The sequence below is a fragment of the Fusicatenibacter sp. genome (genome assembly GCF_050872605.1).
Classification (GTDB): Bacteria; Bacillota; Clostridia; order Lachnospirales; family Lachnospiraceae; genus Fusicatenibacter.
Genome location: NZ_JBNMHD010000025.1, coordinates 18,539 through 39,372, shown reverse-complemented (window position 1 = coordinate 39,372; position 20,834 = coordinate 18,539). Strand labels below are relative to the sequence as shown.

Sequence of the window (20,834 nt, the reverse complement as noted above, 5' to 3'; positions counted from 1 at the left end):
TGGCACTTTTTCCGAATTCTGTAAGATTTTACTTTCTTTTTTGTTGAAACTGTATTACAATAGTTTCAAAAGACAGCATTTGAAAGGAGACTTGAATCGATATGTCACGGAAATCAAAACGTATTCTGCTTACTCTGGCTTCTGCCGCTGTCGGCGCAGCCTGCGGTGCGGCAGTCTATTTTATCCGGAAAGGAAAAGCAGATCTTGAAACAGATTTTGACGATTTTAAAGACGAATTTGAAGAGGAAGAGTCCGCTCCTGCTGAACGTACTTATACGCCCCTTCCGAAAACGAAAAGTGCAGAGGATGCTGCACCGGATCCGGAATCTGCAGCTTGCAATGAGGGTTCCGAAACAGCTGATGCAGAAGCTGAAAGCGAAACCGCAGAGTCCGAAGAAGAAGACACGGAAAAAGAAAGCGGTGCGGACGATAGCGAAAGCGCATGTGAAGCGCCGAAAGCTGAATCTGGCGATGATGAAGCGGATTCTTGCAAGGAAGAAACAACAGAAGAAACTGCAGGCGCCGCAGAAGAAACACCGTCTACGGCGGATTGTGAAGTTTCTCCGCAGGAAAAAAGCGAAGTAACCGCAGAATAAAACCTAAAAACAGAATATAGAAACATAAGGAAGTAATTCCTGGGGAGGGAAACCTCCCCTTTTTTATGGAAAGGAGATTGTTATGGAACTTGCAAAACGCGATGACGTCCCTGCAGAACTTACATGGGACCTGTCTTTAATCTATCCAGCCGAGGAGGCCATGCTTGCCGATGCGCAGAAAATGAAAGAATTAAGTCTTTCTATGGAAGCATCCTACAAAGGAAACCTCACCGACGCAGCCACGATCAACCACTGCCTCGACGATTACCAGGAGGTCTACCGTCTGATCACACTGACCGCCAACTACTGCGATCTCGCCGTCTCTGTCGACTATTACAACAGTGCAAACCAGACGCGCAACGACCGCATCAACAGCCTGATCTCTGAGGTTTTCAGCCGTCTCACCTTTATCGAGAGCGAGCTTTCCGAACAGTCAGAGGATGTTTTGAACGAGGCCATGCAGCAGTCAGATACGAACCGCTGCTATCTCGCCGAGATTCTCCGCAACAAGGCACACCGCCTGAGTCCGGAAACCGAGCGTGCCATTTCCGCTCTGTCCCAGACCTTCTCAGCTCCATACCAGATCTACAACATGGCAAAACTTGCCGATATGAAATTTGATTCTTTCACCGTAAACGGAAAAGAATATCCGCTCGGCTACTCCCTGTTTGAAGATAATTATGAGTACGAAAAAGACACCGATATCCGCCGCAGTGCATTCTCCGCCTTTTCTGCAAAAATCAGACAGTATGAAAATGTAACGGCAGCTGCTTACAATGCCCAGCTGCAGACAGAAAAGACCATGGCCACGCTGCGCGGCTTCGATTCCGTCATCGACTCCCTTCTGTTCCCGCAGCAGGTCAGCCGCGAGCTGTACAACCGTCAGATCGATCTCATCACCACCCGTCTGGCTCCGCATATGCGCAAATATGCCCGCCTGCTGAAAAAGATCCACAACCTTGACCACATGACTTTCGCCGATCTGAAAATCGCCGTCGACCCGGAGTACGATCCGTCTGTCACGATCGAGGAATCGAAACAGTACATCGAAAAAGGCCTTGCCATTCTCGGCGACGATTACGTTTCCATGATTCAGGAGGCGTACAAAAAACGCTGGGTTGACTTTGCACAGAACCAGGGAAAATCCACCGGCGGCTTCTGCGCCAGCCCGTACGGAAAAGGTTCCTTTATTCTCTTAAGCTGGAATAACCGCATGGCAGATGTTTTCACGCTGGCGCATGAACTCGGCCACGCCGGCCATTTCCGTCTCTGCAACGGCGCACAGGCGATTCTCGATACCGAGGTTTCCTCTTATTTTGTCGAGGCGCCGTCTACCATGAACGAGCTTCTGATGGCTCATTATCTGCTGAAAACGAACCCGGACAAGCGGTTCCGCCGCTGGGTTTTAAGCTGTATGATCAGCAACACATATTATCACAACTTTGTCACCCATCTGATGGAGGCTGCTTACCAGCGCGAGGTTTACAAGCTCATCGATGCCGGCGACAGTGTACAGGCTGAGACGTTAAGCAGCATCATGAAAGAGACCCTGCAGAAGTTCTGGGGCGATGATGTGGAAATTTCCGATGACGCAGCGCTCACCTGGATGCGCCAGCCGCATTACTATATGGGACTTTACTCTTACACCTACAGCGCCGGACTGACCGTTGCCACACAGGTCTGCAAGCGCATCGAAAACGAAGGCCAGACCGCTGTCGATGACTGGAAAAAGGTACTGACTGCCGGAAGCACAAAGACACCGGAAGAACTGGCAAAGATGGCCGGCGTTGATATCTCGACGGATGCGCCGCTTCTCGATACGATTGAGACGATTGGATCGATCATCGATGAGATCTGCGAGCTGACCGAAGAGCTGGGCTGCTGATCCCGTCCGCATTGCAACTCTCTATCAAACAGTAAAAACGGATTGTTCCGTCAGTTTCTATCACTGACGAAGCAATCCGTTTTTTTCATATCTTTTTTCACGCATTCCAGCATTTTTTCAGAATCGCAGCTGCCTCTGCAATCTTCTCCTCCGAAAGCCCCGCATACCCGAGCAGCACCGTGCCGCCCTGTGCGGGATCTGCGGCAGCGCCGATGCAGTACCGCTCCAGCCCATACACACGCACGCCATCCTCTTTTGCCCGCTGTACCGCCTCCGCTTCAGAGAGTCCTTTCGGCAGGTGGACCAGCACATGGACACCCGCATTCTCGCCGGACACCGTGTACTCCCGCCCAAACTCCTTCAGAAGCCGGATCAGCAGGTCGTGCTTTCCTTTATACTGCGCACGCATCCGGTTCAGATGGCGCTCGAACGCGCCGCTCCGCATAAATTCTTCCAGAATCTTCTGATCCGTCTTCGAAACTGTCGCGGAAAAGCATCTTCCGTTCTCCTCGTAGGCAGGCAGCAGCGTCTCCGGCAGCACCATGTAGCTGATGCGGATGGACGGCGCAATCGCCCGCGAAAACGTTCCAAGATAGATCACTTTTCCCTCTGTGTCATTGCCCTGCAGTGCCGGGATCGGGCGGCCCTTGTAGCGGAATTCACTGTCGTAATCATCCTCGATCAGATACCGCCCATTTTCCCTCGATGCCCACGCAAGGAGCTGCATCCGCCGCTTCATCGGCATGACCATGCCCATCGGGAACTGGTGGGACGGCATGATGTACGCCAGATCCGCCCCGCTCTTTTCCAGCTCCGCCGGCCGCATGCCCGCTTCGTCCATTGAAATCGTGCACATCGCATAGCCGAGCTTTGCAAAGCAGCGGTAGGCACTGATATACGTCGGGTTTTCCATCGCCACTTTATGACCACGCCCTAAGATCACCGAAAGCAGCATCAGCAGATAATCATTTCCCGCTCCGACGATGATCTGCTCCGTGCGGCAGTTCACGCCGCGTGCGTGGTGCAGATAGTCGCGGATCGCCTCCCGGAGGCCGTGCTCGCCCTTCGCATCCCCGAGCTGGAACAGGCTGTCATCTGCGTCCAGCAGGACTTCTTTCGAGATCTTCTTCCAGCTGTTCTGCGGAAATCCGCCCGGCGCCGTGCCGGTCACCGCAAAATCGTAGCGGAACGGCGTCTGCTCCGCGGCATCATCCTCTTTTGTCTCCTCTTTCTTTTCATCGAGGCGGTACAGTCCCTCAATCTCACAGACAAAATATCCTTTGCACGGCACACTCTCCAGATACCCTTCGGATACGAGCTGCTCATACGCCAGATCCACGGTACTCCGGCTCACCGACAGATAGCCCGAAAGCGCCCGCGCCGACGGCAGCCGCTCCCCTGCACGGATCCGTCCGCCGCGGATTTCCTCGCGGATAAAACCGTAGATCTGCTCATAGAGCGGTGTCTTCCGGTGCGGATCCAGCGAAATCGTCAATTCATTCATCTTCCCATCTCCCCTGACAAAAAGCACAGCCGCCTGGGATGTCGGTTTCATCCAGGCGGCTGCTCTGTTCCATTTCAAAATTCTTATTTATTTCGCTGCCGGCAGCTTGAAAGAGCTCTTCAGGGATACGATGCGGTTGAACACCAGTGCATCCTCTCTGGAATCTTTTGCGTCTACACAGAAGAATCCGTTTCTGACAAACTGGAAGCTGTCGTATGCTTTCGCATCTTTTAAAGACGGCTCCAGATAGCACTCTTTTAATACGGTCAGGGAGTTCGGATTCAGGTTCATGGAACCATCCTCGTTGTAAACGCCCTTCTCCTCGTCGATCAGGTTTTCGTACAGACGGCACTCTGCTTTGACGGCTGTCTTTGCTGCTACCCAGTGGATCGTTCCTTTGACTTTTCTTCCGTCCGGGGAATTTCCTCCCTTGGACTCCGGATCGTACGTTCCATGGATTACGGTAATGTTTCCGTTCTCGTCTTTCTCGCATCCGGTGCAGGTTACAAAGTATGCGTTCATCAGGCGGACCTCATTGCCCGGGAACATACGGAAGTATTTGCGGACCGGCTCCTCCATGAAGTCTTCGCGCTCGATGTACAGCTCTCTTCCGAACGGTACCTGGCGGCTGCCAAGCTCCGGATTCTCGAGGTTGTTCTGTACTTCCAGCATCTCGATCTGGTCTTCCGGATAGTTGTCGATGACAAGTTTCACCGGATTTAAGACTGCCATGGTACGGGCTTTTTTCAGCTTCAGGTCCTCGCGGATGCAGTACTCCAGCATCGCATAGTCAACGGAGCTGTTTGCTTTTGATACACCGCACAGATCTACGAATTTCTTGATGGACTCCGGTGTAAAGCCTCTGCGGCGGAGTGCTGCGATGGATACGAGACGCGGATCATCCCAGCCGTCTACAACGCCGTCCTCTACCAGCTTTTTAATGTAACGTTTTCCGGTAACCACGTTGGTCAGATACAGTTTTGCGAACTCGATCTGGCGCGGCGGCATCGGATATTCCAGCTCACGTACAACCCAGTCGTACAGCGGACGGTGATCCTCAAACTCCAGGGTACAGATGGAATGGGTGATGCCTTCGATGGCGTCCTCGATCGGATGCGCGAAGTCGTACATCGGGTAGATGCACCAGGTATCGCCGGTTCTGTGGTGATGCATATGGGCTACACGGTAGATAACCGGGTCTCTCATGTTGATGTTCGGTGATGCCATATCGATTTTCGCACGGAGTACTTTGCTTCCGTCCTCGAATTCGCCGTTTTTCATGCGCTCGAACAGGTCCAGGTTTTCCTCTACGGAACGATTGCGGTACGGGCTCTCTTTTCCAGGCTCGGTTAAGGTTCCGCGGTACTCACGGATCTCCTCTGCGGACAGATCGCAGACGAATGCTTTTCCTTTTTTGATCAGTTTTACGGCTGCCTCATACATCTGCGGGAAATAATCGGATGCGTAGTACAGATGATCTTTCCAGTCTGCGCCAAGCCACTGGATATCGGCTTTGATGGAATCGACAAACTCGGTTTTCTCTTTTGTCGGGTTGGTATCATCGAAACGCATGTGGAACTCTCCGTTGTACTCCTGTGATAAACCGTAGTTTAACAGAATGGATTTTGCATGTCCGATATGAAGATAGCCGTTTGGCTCCGGCGGGAATCGTGTGCAGACATGGTCGTAAACGCCCTCTGCCAGATCTTTGTCAATCGCAAGCTCGATAAAATTTTTGGAAACAACTTCTTTTTCTTCCATAATAAGGTCAGGCCTCCCTCAAATCTTTTCGTTTGGAGCACTGCCCCGAAAAGGGCGCAAAATGCTCTGTGTATTTTATCACTATAACACAAAAGCATTCTCCTGCAAAGCATTTTTTTCGGTACACAAAGCCGCCGAAGCGGACCGGTGCCTATTCTTCTGCCTCGTGTGCGGTCACCTGGCGGTGCTCCACGGAGGTCGAGAACACGATCTGCGTCCGCGTCCGGCCGAAATGCTGCAGCTCCCCGATGAACTGGTCGAGCTCAATGGTGCTGACAAAAAGGCCCTCAATGAGCATGGAGTAATCACCGGTAACGCAATTACATTCCACGACATTGTGGACCTTTTCAATATAGGGATAAAATTCTTTCTTCTGAACCGGCTCAACCTCGAGGTTAATAAATGCTTTAATCGGATATCCTAAAAGCGCCGGATTTAATTTTACCTGATATCCTGTAATGTAGCCTTCCTTTTCCAGCCGCTCGATTCTGGCCGAGACTGCCGGGGAGGATAAAAATACATGTTCCGCAATTTCTTTCAGCGGCATCCTGGCGTTTTCCCGAAGGAGATTCAGGATTTTTGCATCGATATGATCGAGCTCATGGCGCGCCGCATCGTTTCTGCTTTTTTCATGTTTCATACGCTGCTCTCCTGTTTTTTCACTTTTATACTGTTCAGCATATCACGTTCGCCGTTTTTTGTCTACGAAAACGTGATCCGACAGAAGCCGGCTTTCGAAAAGAAAGAAAAAGTGCTTCTGTCCCTTGGTATTTAAAATCAAACGCAAAAATAAATAAGATTTCACAGTTCTTCGGCGGCGGTATTTACAAATTCTGTGGCTGGTGTTATTCTTCCGGTATCGACTGAAAAGCAAGAATTGTTTCAGACAATATATACAATTTAACTCGTGCAGAAAGAAGGAGATTATTATGAAAACAAGAATGGAAGCAGATTCAATTGGTACCCTGGAAGTCCCATCTGACGCCTACTATGGAGTACAGTCTCTCCGTGCAAAACGGAATTTTCCGATCACAGGAACACCGATCAACCCGGTCATGATCCAGAATCTCGCCAAAATCAAAAAGGCAGCTGCCATCTCCAACCGCGAAGCAGGACGTCTTCCGGAAGAAAAAGCGGCTGCCATTATCAATGCCAGTGATGAAATTATTTCCGGCAAATTAAAAGAAGAATTCATCGTTGACGGAATCCAGGGCGGTGCCGGAACAAGCGCCAACATGAACGCAAACGAAGTCATCGCAAACCGTGCTATTGAGCTTCTGGGCGGCACAAAGGGAGATTATTCTATTGTTCACCCGAATGATCACGTCAACATGGCACAGTCCACGAACGACGTTATCCCGACTGCCGGAAAGCTGACCGTTCTTGATCTGCTCCCGCATCTGCTGCACGCACTGGAATCTCTCCACGCTGCACTGCTCGGCAAGTCACAGGAGTTTGACCACATCCTGAAAATGGGAAGAACACAGCTTGAGGACGCTGTTCCGATGCGTCTCGGCCAGAGCTTCCACGCTTACGCAACGATGATTGAGCGTGACATCCGCCGCATCCACCGCACCAGCAAAGATCTCTATACGGTCAATCTCGGCGGAACCGCGATCGGCACGACCATCAATGCTTCGGACTATTATCTCCACCACATTGTTCCGACACTCGCCGCTGTCACAGGCTACCCGCTGATGCAGGCGGAGGATCTGTTTGATGCGACGGAGAACCTCGACTGCTTTGTGAATGTTTCGGGTTCTCTCAAGACCTGCGCCGTCAACCTTTCCAAGATGTGCAACGATCTGCGTCTTCTGTCCAGCGGTCCGCGCACCGGCTTCGGCGAGATCAACCTGCCGCCGATGCAGAACGGTTCCTCGATCATGCCTGGAAAGATCAACCCGGTTATCCCGGAGGTTGTGACACAGGTTGCGTTCCATGTCATCGGAAATGATACGGCCATCACGATGGCTGCTGAGGCAGGACAGATGGAGCTGAATGCGTTCGAGCCGGTTGTCTTCTATTCCCTGTTCTCCTCCATCACCTCGATGACAGGAGCCGTTACGACACTCGTGAAGAACTGTATTCTCGGCATTACGGCAAATGAGAAACGGTGTGAAGATCTCGTTTCGAAGAGCGTCGGCATCACGACAGCTCTCTGCCCGTATATCGGATATCAGAAAGCAGCTTCGATTGCGAAGAAATCGCTGAAGACAGGCGAGAGCGTTACCTCTCTCGTTCTGAAGGATGAGTTGCTGACGCAGAAGCAGCTCGACGACATTCTCGACCCGTACGCGCTGACCGGACCGGAACTGCCGGACGAGGATGATCTGGTGGGCTGAATCCGCTCTGTATCATATGAAAACACCAGAAAAAGACTTCCCGGATGTTATGTTTGTCCGGAAAGTCTTTTTCTCGTTCTGCTCTATCTGAAATTCTTCTTAGATTCTCGCTACGCCGCTCTTCTTGGCAGCCTCTGCAACTGCCGATGCGACTGCGTCTTTGACACGCGGATCAAACGCTGCTGGAAGGATGTAGTCTGCGTTCAGCTCCTCATCACTTACAAGGCCTGCAATCGCATACGCTGCTGCAACCTTCATCTCATCGTTGATATCCGATGCGCGCACGTCGAGCGCTCCGCGGAAGATGCCCGGGAAGCAGAGAACGTTGTTGACCTGGTTCGGGTAATCGCTTCTTCCGGTGCTGACAACGGCTGCTCCTGCGGCTTTCGCCTCATCCGGGAAGATCTCCGGGGTCGGATTTGCGCATGCAAAAATAATCGGGTCTTTTGCCATGGTGCGCACCATATCTGCGGTCAGGGTTCCCGGTGCGGAAACGCCGATGAAAATGTCGGCTCCTTTGATCACCTCGGCAAGGGTGCCTTTCTCATGGTTGTAGTTTGTGATCTTTGCCATCTCCTCTTTGATCGGGTTCAGGCCGTCGCGTCCCTCGTAGATCGCACCTTTGCGGTCGGTCATGATAACGTTTTTGAGGCCCATCGAGATCAGCAGGCGGATGATCGCGATTCCGGCTGCGCCGGCTCCTGAGGTGACGATTTTGACTTCATCCAGTTTCTTTCCGACGAGTTTTAACGCATTGATGACGCCGGCCAGTGTGATGACTGCGGTTCCATGCTGATCGTCGTGGAAAATCGGAATATCACAGCATTCCTTTAATTTCTTCTCAATCTCAAAGCATCTCGGTGCGGAGATATCCTCCAGGTTGACGCCGCCGAAGCTTCCGGCGAGAAGGCGCACGGTATTGACGATATCATCGACATCCTTGCTGCGCACGCAGAGCGGAATCGCATCGACACCGCCGAATTCTTTGAATAAAACGCATTTTCCTTCCATGACCGGCATACCGGCTTCCGGTCCGATATCTCCAAGTCCGAGGACTGCGGTTCCATCTGTAACAACAGCTACCGTGTTCCATCTTCTGGTCAGCTCGTAGCTCTTATTGACATCTTTCTGAATTTCCAGGCACGGCGCTGCCACACCCGGGGTATAGGCAAGACTTAAGGCATCCTTTGTATCTACGGCTGCACGGGATGTCATCTCGAGCTTTCCGCGTAATTCATAGTGCATCTTTAATGATTCTTTTGCGTAATCCATCGCTTTTTTTCCTCCATGTGGTGTATGAACGCGCCTCATTAATAATAGGAAGAGAGATTCACGCGTCATACAAGATGTCTGTTCGCTGCACCCCTATTATAGCAAGCATTGCTTAAAATTCAACCAGAGTTTTGATTAATGAAAAATTTTCCACTTTTCACTCAAAAATACCCTTTTCACTTGCGAAACTTTATCAAAAATGCCGTTTTACTTTTTTATTTCCCGCAAAAAAATCTGCCCACTCCAGCCCTTTTTTCAGACTGGAAATGGACAGATCGTTTTTTTATTCCGCTACAATATTCTGCAGCCAGACTCCTTTCTTGACAAGGGCAAATCCAATCACGCACTTGATCAGGTCAACCGACATAACCATAAAGTAGATTGCGTAGATCGAAAGTCCGGTAAAACGGCTCAGGCAGAAAGCCACCGGCACACTGACAACCCAGATGAAGACGCTGTCGAACAGGAACGTGATGATCGTTTTTCCACCGGAGCGCAGGGTAAAGTAGCTTGCATGCAGGAATGCATTGACCGGCATGAACATGGCCACTTCCACGATGAAGATTGCCGCCATGTGGCGTACTTCGTCCGTCGTGTTGTAGAGGCGTGGGAAGAGCGGAGCCACGAGCGCCATCAGCGCGCCGATCACAATGCAGAGTAATACGGAAAACGTGATCAGCTTCGTATCGGTATCCTTTGCCTCTTCCATTCTTCCGGCTCCGAGGAGCTGTCCGACGATAATGGCAACGGAATCGCCGAGTGCGATGAAAACGACGTTAAACAGGTTTGAGATCGTGTTGGAGATGTTCATCGCTGCTACAACGTTCAGGCCACGCACGGAGTAACACTGCATCAGGATCGCAACGCCGCCGGCCCAGAATGTTTCGTTCAGCATCAGAGGTGTTCCTTTGATGAGAATCTGTTTCGTCAAAGCCGCCGGAACACGGATCGTGCGGTACAGATGCTTCGTAAAGCGGTATTTTTCTTTGTTTCCGTGCGTACGGATCAGCACGATCGCCATCTCCACGTAACGGGACAGCACCGTTGCGGCTGCCGCACCGACAACGCCGAGCTGCGGTGCGCCGAATTTTCCGTAGATTAAAATATAATTAAAAATCAGATTGACAAATACGGCTGTAATACCGGCCTTCATCGGAAGCATCGTCTCGCCGCATTCGCGCAGCGTGCTGGCATAAAGCTGCACAAACAGGAACGGCGGGAGTCCCACCAGCATGACCTTCATATAAGAAATGCCATAGGCTAATGTCGCATTCATGTCCTGGCTTCCCTGATCGCCTGTCAGATAGAGGCGAATCAGAGGCTCGTGCGCACCAAGGAAAACAGTGATTGCCACTGCAGTCAGGATCACGCCGATCCAGAGTTTAAAACGGAAGGTGTTTCGCACACCCTCGTCGTTGCCCTGTCCGAAATACTGCGCAGTAAAAATTCCCGCACCGGATACCCCTCCGAAAATACAGAGGTTATAGATAAAAAGAAGCTGATTGACGATCGCAACACCGGACATCTGCTCGGTGCCGACCTGTCCTACCATGATGTTGTCGAGAAGACTGACAAAGTTGGTGATACCGTTCTGAATCATAATCGGCATCGCAACGCCAAGCACCATCAGGTAAAACCGTTTGTCCCCAATAAATTTTCTGTGTTTCTGCATGATTTCCCCCTTTTCTGTTGTAATGATAAATAAGTGACATAAATCGGAGCCTTTCTGGATTTCTCCAGTAAGGCTCCTGACAGTAATGCTTATTATACACGATTCTTTTTTAGAAAGAAAGATCCTTTTTATCTTTTTTATAGCTTTTTTTGACATCTTACTTTCTCTCGTCTGCTTCGATTCTCCTGTTGGTAAATAGTTTGTACAGGAAGGCAATCGGAATCAGGAAGGTGGCTGTGGTCATCGTCGCCGCCTCACCCTCTGTAAATCCAAGTCCTTTCATGTACGGTGCGTACAGATAGTAGACGAGTACGGCATAAACCGCTGCCCATGCAAACGAGTTGCACAAGTTTCCGAATTCCAGTGCTCCTACTCCTTTTGGATGTCCGAAAAAGGCTTTTCAGCAGCTTTCCAGCCGGCCCAGGAATTCTGCGCGGAGTTCTTCGAGGAATGCATCGGTCTTCGGGTACTGCTCGAAGGTCAGCGGTGCGCCTGCTTTTTCATCGATCAGCGCCGTTACTGCCGCTCTTCCGATTTTTGCCTCCAGTGCTTCGCAGATCCGGAGATCCTGGATGGCTTCGTACATGATTTCGCCGCGGATGGACGGATAGACGGCGTCTTTTCCCGGATAGACGATGAATCCGTCGCCGGACGGGAATGCGTGGTCGGCGGAGGTCGTCAGATATGGATTGATCGGGTAGCGGGACAGCTGGGAGTGATAAAAGTTGAATCCCCAGTGCAGAAAGCCTTTGATAGCAAATTTGTACAGCAGAAAACCGAGAATCCGCACGCGGCGGGACGGCATGGCCATAAAACTGTTCGGGTAAATCTTTCCCGGGTAACAGCAGTAATAGACCCACTGATTTTCGATTTCATGCTGCAGAAATTCTGTAATTTTGGCAACGCCTGTTACCGGGCATTCTACAAGCCCCTGCTCGTAGAAATCATAGTCAGATAACGCATCCATCGTTTTGCTGTCTCCGATCAGGGAACGAATCATCTCGGATGCTGCACGATAGCTCTCCATCTGATCGCGGGACGGCTCGTCGGAGATGTGGAAATATGTATGCTCACTGATTCCTTCCCGTACAAGCTCCTGCTCAAGGGCTCCGAGATACTGGCGCAGAAAAGCGGTGTATTCCGGCGAATCGGCCGGTGTGTGCCAGCCGAAACGGTACGTTTTTTCACCGTTTTCCGTCACCTGAATATTCGCCGCACATTTCGCTCCCCACTGGGAAAACAGGTGCGCCATCTCGAAATACTGGATGCCGTTTCGCTTGCAGATTTCGATAAAACGGTGGAATTTTGAGAAATCAAAATGATATGTCTCTCCTGTCTTCTCAATTTCCACCAGCTGCACGCACGGCCGCGTCGTACCGACTGCCGTGTCGAGCGGCGGGGTATGAATCGGGACGAGAATCATATTGATGCCCGCATCCGCTGCCGCCGCAAGATATTTTTCAATCCACGCCCAGTGCTCCTCAGAATAGATTTCCACGTTGTGCTGCGCCGCAATGCAGTCAGCATAGAACCATCGCGTGTAATGCAGCTTCTGCTCCGGCATGCGGCAGGAAAGAACGGTAAGCTCCATCGTCGTCTCCTCCACCGTCACATCCGCATCCGTCTCCCACGGCTGTTTCTCCTTCGTAAACCGCACAGTCACCAGATACGAACCCGCCGCCAGATCTTCTCTTGCATCAATCCGCACCCACAGAACCGTTCTCTGCTTCGAAACACTGACCTGAAATCCCTGTTCCGCAAGCGGCACCAGCACATCCGGCATCATCCCCGGCTCCAGCGAAAGATAATCCTCCTCTTCCAGCCCCTCCTCAATCGCCGGCTGATCCATCACCACATCCCGCACCAGATAAACCTTCACCTGCTCCGAAATCGGCGCCAAAACCTCCACCCGAAACTGCGCCCGCTCCTCATTTTCCAACACCACCTGATACGACACCCGCTCGCCCTGCAACGCTGTCATTGCTTCGACCTGCTCTATATTTTCCAGCGCTTCCTGCCGGATCTTCTTTAAATTGGAAATCTGTCTGATTTTCATAAAACCTCCCGATCTTTTAGAAAAATCACCGCAATGCACTGTATCCACAGGACACTTGAAGTGACTCTATCCTTACTGCACAATATACATTTCTTTTACTTCTTCCAGAATCTGCTCTTTTGTTCTGTCTGCCAGTCCCAGCTGCTTAATATCAACGCTTTCCGTCTGCATCCGCTGGACAAAATTTTGAATATCCTCATAAACACCTTGCGGAGCCATCACCTTGCTTGTTGGATCAATCAATTCTGTCAAGCGAAAAACATCATTCTTATGCTTCTTAATCTTCTTGCTAAATGGTTCGCTTTACCGGATTTACCAGTTTGCTCTCTGCCCTCTTAAACAGCATTTGCGGCGTATCCTCACGCGTTCTCAACATAATAAATAACGCTTCCAGCACATTCCCATACTTTGGCCGGTTCATCCGTAACCATAGTCATCGTATAAAGCATAGCAGCAAGCATCAAGAATGACTATAACTAAACTTACCTCAAAAGACGCCTACCTTTCGGTAAGCGTCTGCGATTATCCATATATTATTTTCTTTATCGTACTATATGCCCACTATTCTGCATGGGCAAAAGCATCCTTGTCTCCGTTTTGAAATAACGCCTGCATCTTTCGTCTCATACGCTTTCCCTCCTCACCTGTTTTTTTCGTTCTCGTATCTATCGTCATTTTATCACTCACCTAGGAAAATAGCAAGGCCACTGCCACCTTCAGCACTCCGGCCAGCACCATCACAAAAATTGGGTTCTTTTTGCCTTTCTGCAACAGAATGAGGCTGATGATAAAAATTACAACAAGACTCCAGTTTGTCTGTGCCCATCGAATAACGGTGTCTCCTTCGCGGCCCCAGAATGCTGTGACCAGAATCGAAATTCCCGCGGAGCCGATCATCGCCACGACCGCCGGGCGGAGCGAGTGAAGGATTCCCTGGAGCATTGCCATTTCACGGTATTTCAGATAGAGCTTCGCGAGCAGGGTGACAAGGATACAAGACGGCAGAATACAGCCAAGCGTTGCCGCAAGTGCGCCCGGAATACCGGCGATCTTAATTCCGACAAAAGTCGCCGAATTCACTGCAATCGGACCCGGGGTCATCTGGGAGATAGTGATCAGATCGGTAAACTCCGACATGGAAAGCCAGCCGTGGCCCTGCACTACCTGTCCCTGGATCAGCGGCATGGCAGCATAGCCTCCGCCAAAACTGAACAGACCGATCTGGAAAAAGCTTAAAAATAGCTGAAGATAAATCATTTCGCATTCCTCCGTCTCTCCAGAATCGTCCGCACCGCACCGATGGCACCGCAGACCAGAACAATATAGATCACATTCACGCTAAAAAAGCACGCCGCCGCAAACGCTCCCACAAGAATTACCAGCGACAGTTTGTCTTTTTCCTTCACAACGCCTGCTCCCATTTCATACGTCACCGATGCAATCACGGCCCCGACACCGGCCTGCATCCCTTCCAGCATCTGGCTCACAAAAAAGTTATCCCGGAATGCCTGATAGCAGACGGAAATCACGGAAATAATCAGAAACGGCGGAATGATTGTTCCGATAATCGAAACCAGCACACCAACCATTCCCGCCAGCTTATACCCGACAACAATCGCCCCGTTCACCGCAATCGGCCCCGGTGACGACTGCGCAATTGCCACCAGATCGAGCATCTCGTTCTCCTCAATCCAGTGATACTCATCCACAAACTTCTTCTTCATCAGCGTCACAATCACATAACCGCCGCCGAACGTAAACGCACTCAAATAAAGCGTGGAAAAAAACAGTTTCTGCAGTACCTTACGTTTTGATTCCATTGTTTTCTTCACCTCATTTTTTCTGTTGTCACTATTCTATCATCTCCACGCGGATTTTGCACGAAAAAACTATAAGAAATACGCTCTATGAAATTCCGTCAGTTTTTCTTTCTCACCGCCGTCTCCATCGGAAGCCCTGTATCATAGTCAAGCTGCCGCGGCTCGTATTCCTCGTTTTCGCGCTGTCTCGTATATCCCTCATTTTCCCAGTTCGGTGTGAAATCCGGTCTCCACGAACGCATCCTCCACTGATAGCCGCGATAGAGATCCCGCGTATCATTCATATGCGCAATCAGCTTGTCGTGCAGTTCATTTCGAACTTCCGCATACCGCTCGTCATCGATCAGATTTTGGATTTCATGCGGATCCGCCTGCATATCGTAAAATTCATCTGTATCGCAGAGGTGAATAACCAGCTTGTATCGGTCCGAAGTCACCGCCCGCATGACCTGCAGACCGCCGAAGCCGTCATGATCCACTTCATAACGGGTAAATTCTGTATAAACCTCATCGTTAATCTTCACAGACGGATCCTGAATCTGAGCAAGCATACTCTTTCCTTCCATCAGCTTCGGAACCGGCAGCCCGAAGTATTCCATTATCGTCGGTGCAAGATCAATATGGGATGCAGGAGCTTCCTCGACACAGCCGACAGCTCCGCCTTTTATGATCAACGGAATATTTGCCACCTCTTTATAGGCCGCCGCATTTTTCGAAAACAGCCGGTGTGCTCCCAGCATGTCGCCGTGATCCGAAGTAAAGATAACTAACGCATCTGGTGCGATCTGCCGGATCTTATCGAGCACGCGCCCGATTTCATAATCGACAAAGGAATTACATCCCAGGAATAGTGCCAAGCCATCTGATGCCTGATTGATCTTCTCTTCGGATGCATACAGATTCTTTCCTGCCCACAGCCGCTGCATAAACGGCTTTTTCGACAGATCATCCTGAAAACTCGGATTATGTTCAAATTGGAATCCGTCATACATATGATTGAATGGTGCTGGGCAAAGCGACGGTCCGTGCGGCTCATCGTAAGAAACGGTTAAGAAAAAGTCCTGATCCTGAAATTCCTCGAGATACCGGATTGCCCGATTTGAACAGCGGTGCGCATATGTAAACTCTTCTGAAAAACCTTCTTTGTATGCCTCTTTCGGATCCCTTGAGCGCACTTTATCTGCATCACTCAGTTCATTCAGATACGTTTTCATATCATACCAGTAATCCGGATTCCACCCTTCTGGGCATCTGCCGTTTCCAAAGTAGTCGCCGCCGTCCAGATGGTATTTTCCAATATAGCCGCATGCGATTCCATGATCACTCAAGCGCTGTCCGATCGTCTTTACATTATCCCCCATCGCAATACTGTTTGTCACCATGCCGTTCGTGTGTGGAAAAGTTCCTGTAAAAATTGCACTCCGCGCCGGTCCGCATACAGGCTGACACGTATATGCGTTTTCATATCGAATGCCCTCCGCTGCCAGGCGGTCCAGATTCGGAGTCTTCATTTTCTCGTTACCATAGCATCCTACCATATCTTTTCTCGTGGTATCCGTCATCAGAAATACAACTTGTCTTTTCATGTCTTATCCTCTCCCATCTCTTACCTTCTGTCCAAGTTCTGCAAATTTATCGTACCATTGCCCGAAAAAAAGCTGGTATCCTTCGCAGAAATCATTTTGATATATTCCATTTCTGTCCTTCGTCCTGTTCCGCATGCAGCCGCCACGGCATAAAGAAAAGAAACGACATTCCCGGCATTTCACACTCGGTGCCGACCGCCCGATAAAGGATTTTTCCAGCCGTTTCGCATCCACTGCATCCAGCCGGTCACGGTTCAGATTTCCCATATACCAGTCATCCATCACGTAAAAATCGCATGGATAGATGCTGCCGTCCGCCTCCACGACATACTGCTCACTGCAGATGCCACACTGCTCGCACGATTCCGGCTGGTACCCAGCCGCCATGCCGACATAATTTTCAAACTGACGGATATAGGGCTGACGCCCTTTTTTCAGATCCCGGTACCAGAGACCCGCGAGTTCTGACAGAAACTCCCCGTACTGCTGCGGCAGGAGTGAATACGGCCTCTCTCCCTTTCTTTCTCCATATGGGTCGAGGCACGCAATATACTGCTGAAACTGCCACCCGTTTCTCCGATACGATTCGTAGATCTCTTTCGTATGCTCCGCCAGCTGCGATGTCACAACCGTTAAAACATTAAACTCTACCCCCATCCGCGAAAACAGATCCGCCGTTCTTTTCACACGATCATACGTGCCGCCTCCATCTGCTCCGCATCGAAATGCATCGTGAATTTCCTGCGTACCGTCCACGGAAAGACCGATCAAAAAATGCTTTTCCCGGAAAAATTCACACCATTCCTCCGTAATCGCATACCCGTTCGTCTGAAACGCGTTGAATACCTGTACCCCGTTCCGGTTATATTTCTCCTGTAGTTCCACCGCCCTTCGAAAAAACTCAAGTCCGCGAAGCGACGGCTCTCCGCCCTGCCATGTATAGCTCACGACACCATCCGCTGGGAGCATCGTCTTCCGGATTACATTTTTCAGTGTCTCCTCACTCATCTGCCCATAACAGCTCTTTTCCCGCTTTTGTGCCTCATCACAGTAAAAGCAGTATGTGCAGCTCATATTGCAGAGCCCGGAAACCGGCTTTATCATCATGCTGATGTTCTTCATACCGCACATTTCTCCTGTTTTTCTGTTAAAAAGACCAGAGCCGCAAAAAAGCTCCGGTCTTCTCCTCTATTTCCTACGGATCATCAGATTCAGTTCAAAGGTAAAATTCTTTTCATTCAGCTGGTACTGTTCCAGAAGAGTCGGTCCGCAGCTGTTTGATCCGATGCCGCTCTGCGCATAATCGAGACAGAGCACAGTGCTTCCGCACGGCACAAGCTCGTAGCTGTGACGTTTTTCGGTCAGCTCTTCTGCAGTGTACAGCGATGCATTGAATGCAAACGTTTTCTCCCCTGCTGCCGTCAGAACAGCCGTATCACTCTCTACTTTCACATAATCGCAGTCACCGTGACTTCCATTCTCCTGCGGACGGATATAATCCTCATGTAGCTCTGCCACACATTTCTGGAAAATTTCATGACTTCCGCCGTGACGCTTGTCCACATAGCTCTCATCCGGTCCGATTCCAAGGTATGTGACCTTATCCATGCTCTTTTTCAGGAAAAGGCGAATGCCGAAACGTGGCAGGAACGGAAATTCCATATCTTTTTCCACCCGCATTTTCGCTGTAAGCAAACCATTCGGCCGGATCGTCCACGTCGTCTCTATGCAGAGTACCGGCTGTACAACAGGTGCTGTCACTGCCATCTTACTGGTAATACAGATATTCTCTCCATCGCATTCCCAGCTTGTCTCGTACGCTCTCGCATAGCTCTGGTCATACCGCGCCTTGAGCCATTTCAATTTGATCAGCTTGTCGTTGTCTGTCGGTGCACGCCAGATATTGAGTTCCATCGGGCAATCCAGAAGTTCCTCTCCCTCGACGTAAATCTGTTCAAACAGGCCGGTCTGCTTCCGATACGTATACGCAAAGCCTGCTTCTCTGCTATAAACATGAATCCGGCAGTCATCCTCTTCCACCTTTGGCGCTGGAAATTCTGGATTTACATCGGAAAGCAGTTCCACAACATCCTGATTCCGGTTATCCTCCGTCCTAATCTGGATTTCATCGAAACCGATAATCTCGCCTTCTTCCTGCAGTGCATTCGCATGGCTCAGATGATAAACTACTTTCAGGAAGCACTTTCCTTTCTCTGGAACCGGGATAGGAAGGTCTACAACGCCGTCGCACCCGGCAGGAATACCGTCTTTCAGATTCTGCTGTCCCGCCTGGATGAGATGTCCATCCACAGAAAGATAATATGCCAGATACAGATAATCCTTTAAATCCACAAAATTCATGTAATTGTGCAGAAGCATGGTTCCAGTTTTCTGGTCAAAGCTCATCACACGCGCCGGGCGGTACACATTCTTGTACTCACGAAGTCCCGTATGCGGTGTGCGGTCCGGATAGACCATACCGTCACAGCAGAAGTTGCCGTCGTGTACCTTTTCCCCATGATCTCCGCCGTAGAAATACATCGGCTTTCCGTTTTCTGCGGTTCCTTTGTAGATTGCGTGGTCACACCACTCCCAGATAAAGCCACCGCTCACAGTATCGTACTTTTCCATCTCTTGGAAGTAATCCTCTAGGTCTCCCGGGCCATTTCCCATGGAATGACCGTATTCAATCAGAAGAAACGGTTTTTTGGGCTTCTCTGCCATATATCCTTCAATCTCATCAATGGAGAAGTACATTCTGCCGTTGATATCAATATTGGAATAATCGTAAATGCGATCGTGGCTCTGGTATACGGAACTTTCATAGACCGTAAGACGGGTTGGGTCAAACTGTTTTGTCCACTTTAAGGCTTCTTCAAACGTACAGCCGTAGCCGCACTCATTTCCCATAGACCAGATCACAATACAAGGACGGTTTTTTTCTCTCGTCACACAGAGCTTCGTGCGATCCATTGTCGCTGGAATAAAGTCAGGATTATTGGAAATCCTACGGTTCCAGTTTTCCGCTACATTTTCCCATTCCGCATTTTCCAGATACTGCATCTGCGCACCATGGCTCTCGTTGTCTGCCTCGGCAATGGAGAAGAAGCCATACTCATCGAGAAGCTGGTAAAAATACGGTACATTCGGATAATGACTGCTGCGGACAGCATTAAAGTTATGCTGCTTGATCAAACGCAGATCCTTTTCCATCTGCTCCTGGCTGACTACAGAACCAGTCACCGGATCGGAATCGTGGCGGTTGATGCCTTTCCACTTGATCTTCTTTCCGTTAACGTAAATCACATTTCCCTCACAGTGGATTTCACGGATTCCGACGCGTTCCGTAATTGTTTCATATCCGGTACGGAATACCATCTGATACAGATATGGATCCTCGGAGTTCCAAAGATGCGGGTTCTGCACCGTAAATACTGCTTTCTCCGCAAAATTCTCATCTCCTGCAAGCGGCTCGAAGCTTCCTGTTCCGATCAGATTTCCGTCTCCGTCAAACAGCTGAATTTCCGTCTGCTCCCCGTTCTTTTCTCCGAGGAAATCGGCACGGATCTCAACTTCTGCAGATTCTTTTCCCAGTTTTGTCGTGATGAAGTAGTCATATAATACGTATTCTGGCCGTTTTAAGATGTAAACATCTCGGAAAATGCCGCTTAACCGGAATTTATCCTGATCCTCCATGTAGGTTCCGTCGCACCATTTCAGGACAAGCACAGCAAGGCAGTTTTTTCCCTCCCGGATCACCTCTGTCACATCAAACTCACTCGTCGCATGAGATACCTGACTATAGCCGACGTATGTTCCGTTCAGCCACACGTAAAAGCAGGAATCCACACCCTCGAAATTCAGGTATGCTTTCGGAGCACTTTTTTCACGCTGATACGTAAACTCATGGATATACGTTCCGCATGGATTATCTACCGGCACATACGGCGGATCCAATGGAATCGGATACTGTACATTGGCATACTGCTGACTGTCATATCCGAAATTCTGCCAGTTTCCCGGTACCGGAATTTCATCATACGATTCCAGATCCTCTTTTTTCTGATAAAATGGCTCATTCAAATCATAAATGCTCTTATAATAACGGAATTTCCAGTTTCCGTTTAAAAGCTGCATCCGGTCAGACTCCTCCCGGTTGTGCACCAACGCACCCATCGGCCGGGATGCCGGAATGTAATAGGAATGGCTGGGCATGGTATTTTCATGCAGCACATTCAGATTTTCAAAATATTTCGGTACAATCATAAAGCTTCCTCCTGTTTAATAATCCAGCCTGTCTTTGTTCCTGTTTTTTATTCTTTCCTATTTCCTACAAATTT

At 50.0% G+C, this 20,834-nt stretch carries 16 protein-coding genes; 3 read left to right on the top strand and 13 right to left on the bottom strand.

What is annotated here, in order from left to right:
* Positions 1–101: 101 nt before the first annotated feature.
* Together ACY2VT_RS08885 and pepF are read left to right on the top strand one after the other, a co-directional pair.
* The gene (locus ACY2VT_RS08885; RefSeq protein ID WP_461879621.1) at positions 102–596 is read left to right on the top strand and encodes a hypothetical protein; all 495 of its coding nucleotides are present in this window, start codon (positions 102–104) and stop codon (positions 594–596) included.
* 82 nt (positions 597–678) lie between these two features.
* Positions 679–2,481, top strand: a complete 1,803-nt coding sequence (gene pepF / locus ACY2VT_RS08880) for an oligoendopeptidase F (protein WP_461879620.1) — start codon at positions 679–681, stop codon at positions 2,479–2,481.
* 97 nt (positions 2,482–2,578) lie between these two features.
* Here pepF and pdxR read toward each other — a convergent pair whose 3' ends face one another.
* The 3 genes from pdxR to ACY2VT_RS08865 all read right to left on the bottom strand — a co-directional run bounded on the left by pdxR (position 2,579) and on the right by ACY2VT_RS08865 (position 6,386).
* Positions 2,579–3,985, bottom strand: coding sequence for a MocR-like pyridoxine biosynthesis transcription factor PdxR (pdxR, locus tag ACY2VT_RS08875; protein ID WP_461879628.1), 1,407 nt, complete (start codon positions 3,983–3,985; stop codon positions 2,579–2,581).
* 87 nt (positions 3,986–4,072) lie between these two features.
* A complete protein-coding gene (locus tag ACY2VT_RS08870; RefSeq protein ID WP_461879619.1) occupies positions 4,073–5,746 on the bottom strand; it encodes a glutamine--tRNA ligase/YqeY domain fusion protein in 1,674 nt (557 codons plus the stop codon).
* Positions 5,747–5,897: 151 nt separating this feature from the next.
* Entirely contained in the window at positions 5,898–6,386 is a 489-nt protein-coding gene (locus ACY2VT_RS08865) for an Lrp/AsnC family transcriptional regulator (RefSeq protein ID WP_461873911.1), read from the bottom strand.
* Between the two features lie 289 nt (positions 6,387–6,675).
* Here ACY2VT_RS08865 and ACY2VT_RS08860 point away from each other — a divergent pair, with 289 nt between their 5' ends.
* The gene (locus ACY2VT_RS08860; RefSeq protein ID WP_461879618.1) at positions 6,676–8,088 is read left to right on the top strand and encodes an aspartate ammonia-lyase; all 1,413 of its coding nucleotides are present in this window, start codon (positions 6,676–6,678) and stop codon (positions 8,086–8,088) included.
* Between the two features lie 99 nt (positions 8,089–8,187).
* Here ACY2VT_RS08860 and ACY2VT_RS08855 read toward each other — a convergent pair whose 3' ends face one another.
* The 10 genes from ACY2VT_RS08855 to ACY2VT_RS08810 form a co-directional block, all read right to left on the bottom strand.
* Complete coding sequence (locus ACY2VT_RS08855) at positions 8,188–9,360, bottom strand: NAD(P)-dependent malic enzyme (RefSeq protein WP_461879617.1); 1,173 nt, start codon at positions 9,358–9,360, stop codon at positions 8,188–8,190.
* A 283-nt stretch (positions 9,361–9,643) separates the two neighbouring features.
* Positions 9,644–11,032, bottom strand: coding sequence for an MATE family efflux transporter (locus ACY2VT_RS08850; RefSeq protein WP_461879616.1), 1,389 nt, complete (start codon positions 11,030–11,032; stop codon positions 9,644–9,646).
* A gap of 157 nt (positions 11,033–11,189) precedes the next feature.
* A complete protein-coding gene (locus tag ACY2VT_RS08845) occupies positions 11,190–11,381 on the bottom strand; it encodes a hypothetical protein (protein ID WP_461879615.1) in 192 nt (63 codons plus the stop codon).
* Between the two features lie 51 nt (positions 11,382–11,432).
* Entirely contained in the window at positions 11,433–13,088 is a 1,656-nt protein-coding gene (locus tag ACY2VT_RS08840) for a DUF4091 domain-containing protein (protein WP_461879614.1), read from the bottom strand.
* Positions 13,089–13,160: 72 nt separating this feature from the next.
* Positions 13,161–13,331 carry a hypothetical protein gene (locus ACY2VT_RS08835; RefSeq protein WP_461879613.1) on the bottom strand — a complete coding sequence of 57 codons (171 nt, stop codon included), beginning with the start codon at positions 13,329–13,331 and terminating at the stop codon, positions 13,161–13,163.
* 444 nt (positions 13,332–13,775) lie between these two features.
* Positions 13,776–14,345, bottom strand: coding sequence for a chromate transporter (locus tag ACY2VT_RS08830; RefSeq protein WP_461879612.1), 570 nt, complete (start codon positions 14,343–14,345; stop codon positions 13,776–13,778).
* Positions 14,342–14,908 (bottom strand): chromate transporter, encoded by a 567-nt coding sequence (locus tag ACY2VT_RS08825; RefSeq protein ID WP_461879611.1) that lies wholly within the window; start codon positions 14,906–14,908, stop codon positions 14,342–14,344. Before ACY2VT_RS08825 ends, ACY2VT_RS08830 begins: the two co-directional genes overlap by 4 nt.
* A 98-nt stretch (positions 14,909–15,006) precedes the next feature.
* Positions 15,007–16,494 carry a sulfatase-like hydrolase/transferase gene (locus ACY2VT_RS08820; protein WP_461879610.1) on the bottom strand — a complete coding sequence of 496 codons (1,488 nt, stop codon included), beginning with the start codon at positions 16,492–16,494 and terminating at the stop codon, positions 15,007–15,009.
* Positions 16,495–16,497: 3 nt separating this feature from the next.
* Positions 16,498–17,616: an anaerobic sulfatase maturase gene (locus tag ACY2VT_RS08815; protein WP_461879609.1), complete on the bottom strand. Its 1,119-nt coding sequence runs from the start codon at positions 17,614–17,616 to the stop codon at positions 16,498–16,500.
* 66 nt (positions 17,617–17,682) lie between these two features.
* The gene (locus tag ACY2VT_RS08810; protein ID WP_461879608.1) at positions 17,683–20,760 is read right to left on the bottom strand and encodes a glycoside hydrolase family 2 TIM barrel-domain containing protein; all 3,078 of its coding nucleotides are present in this window, start codon (positions 20,758–20,760) and stop codon (positions 17,683–17,685) included.
* Positions 20,761–20,834: the final 74 nt, after the last annotated feature.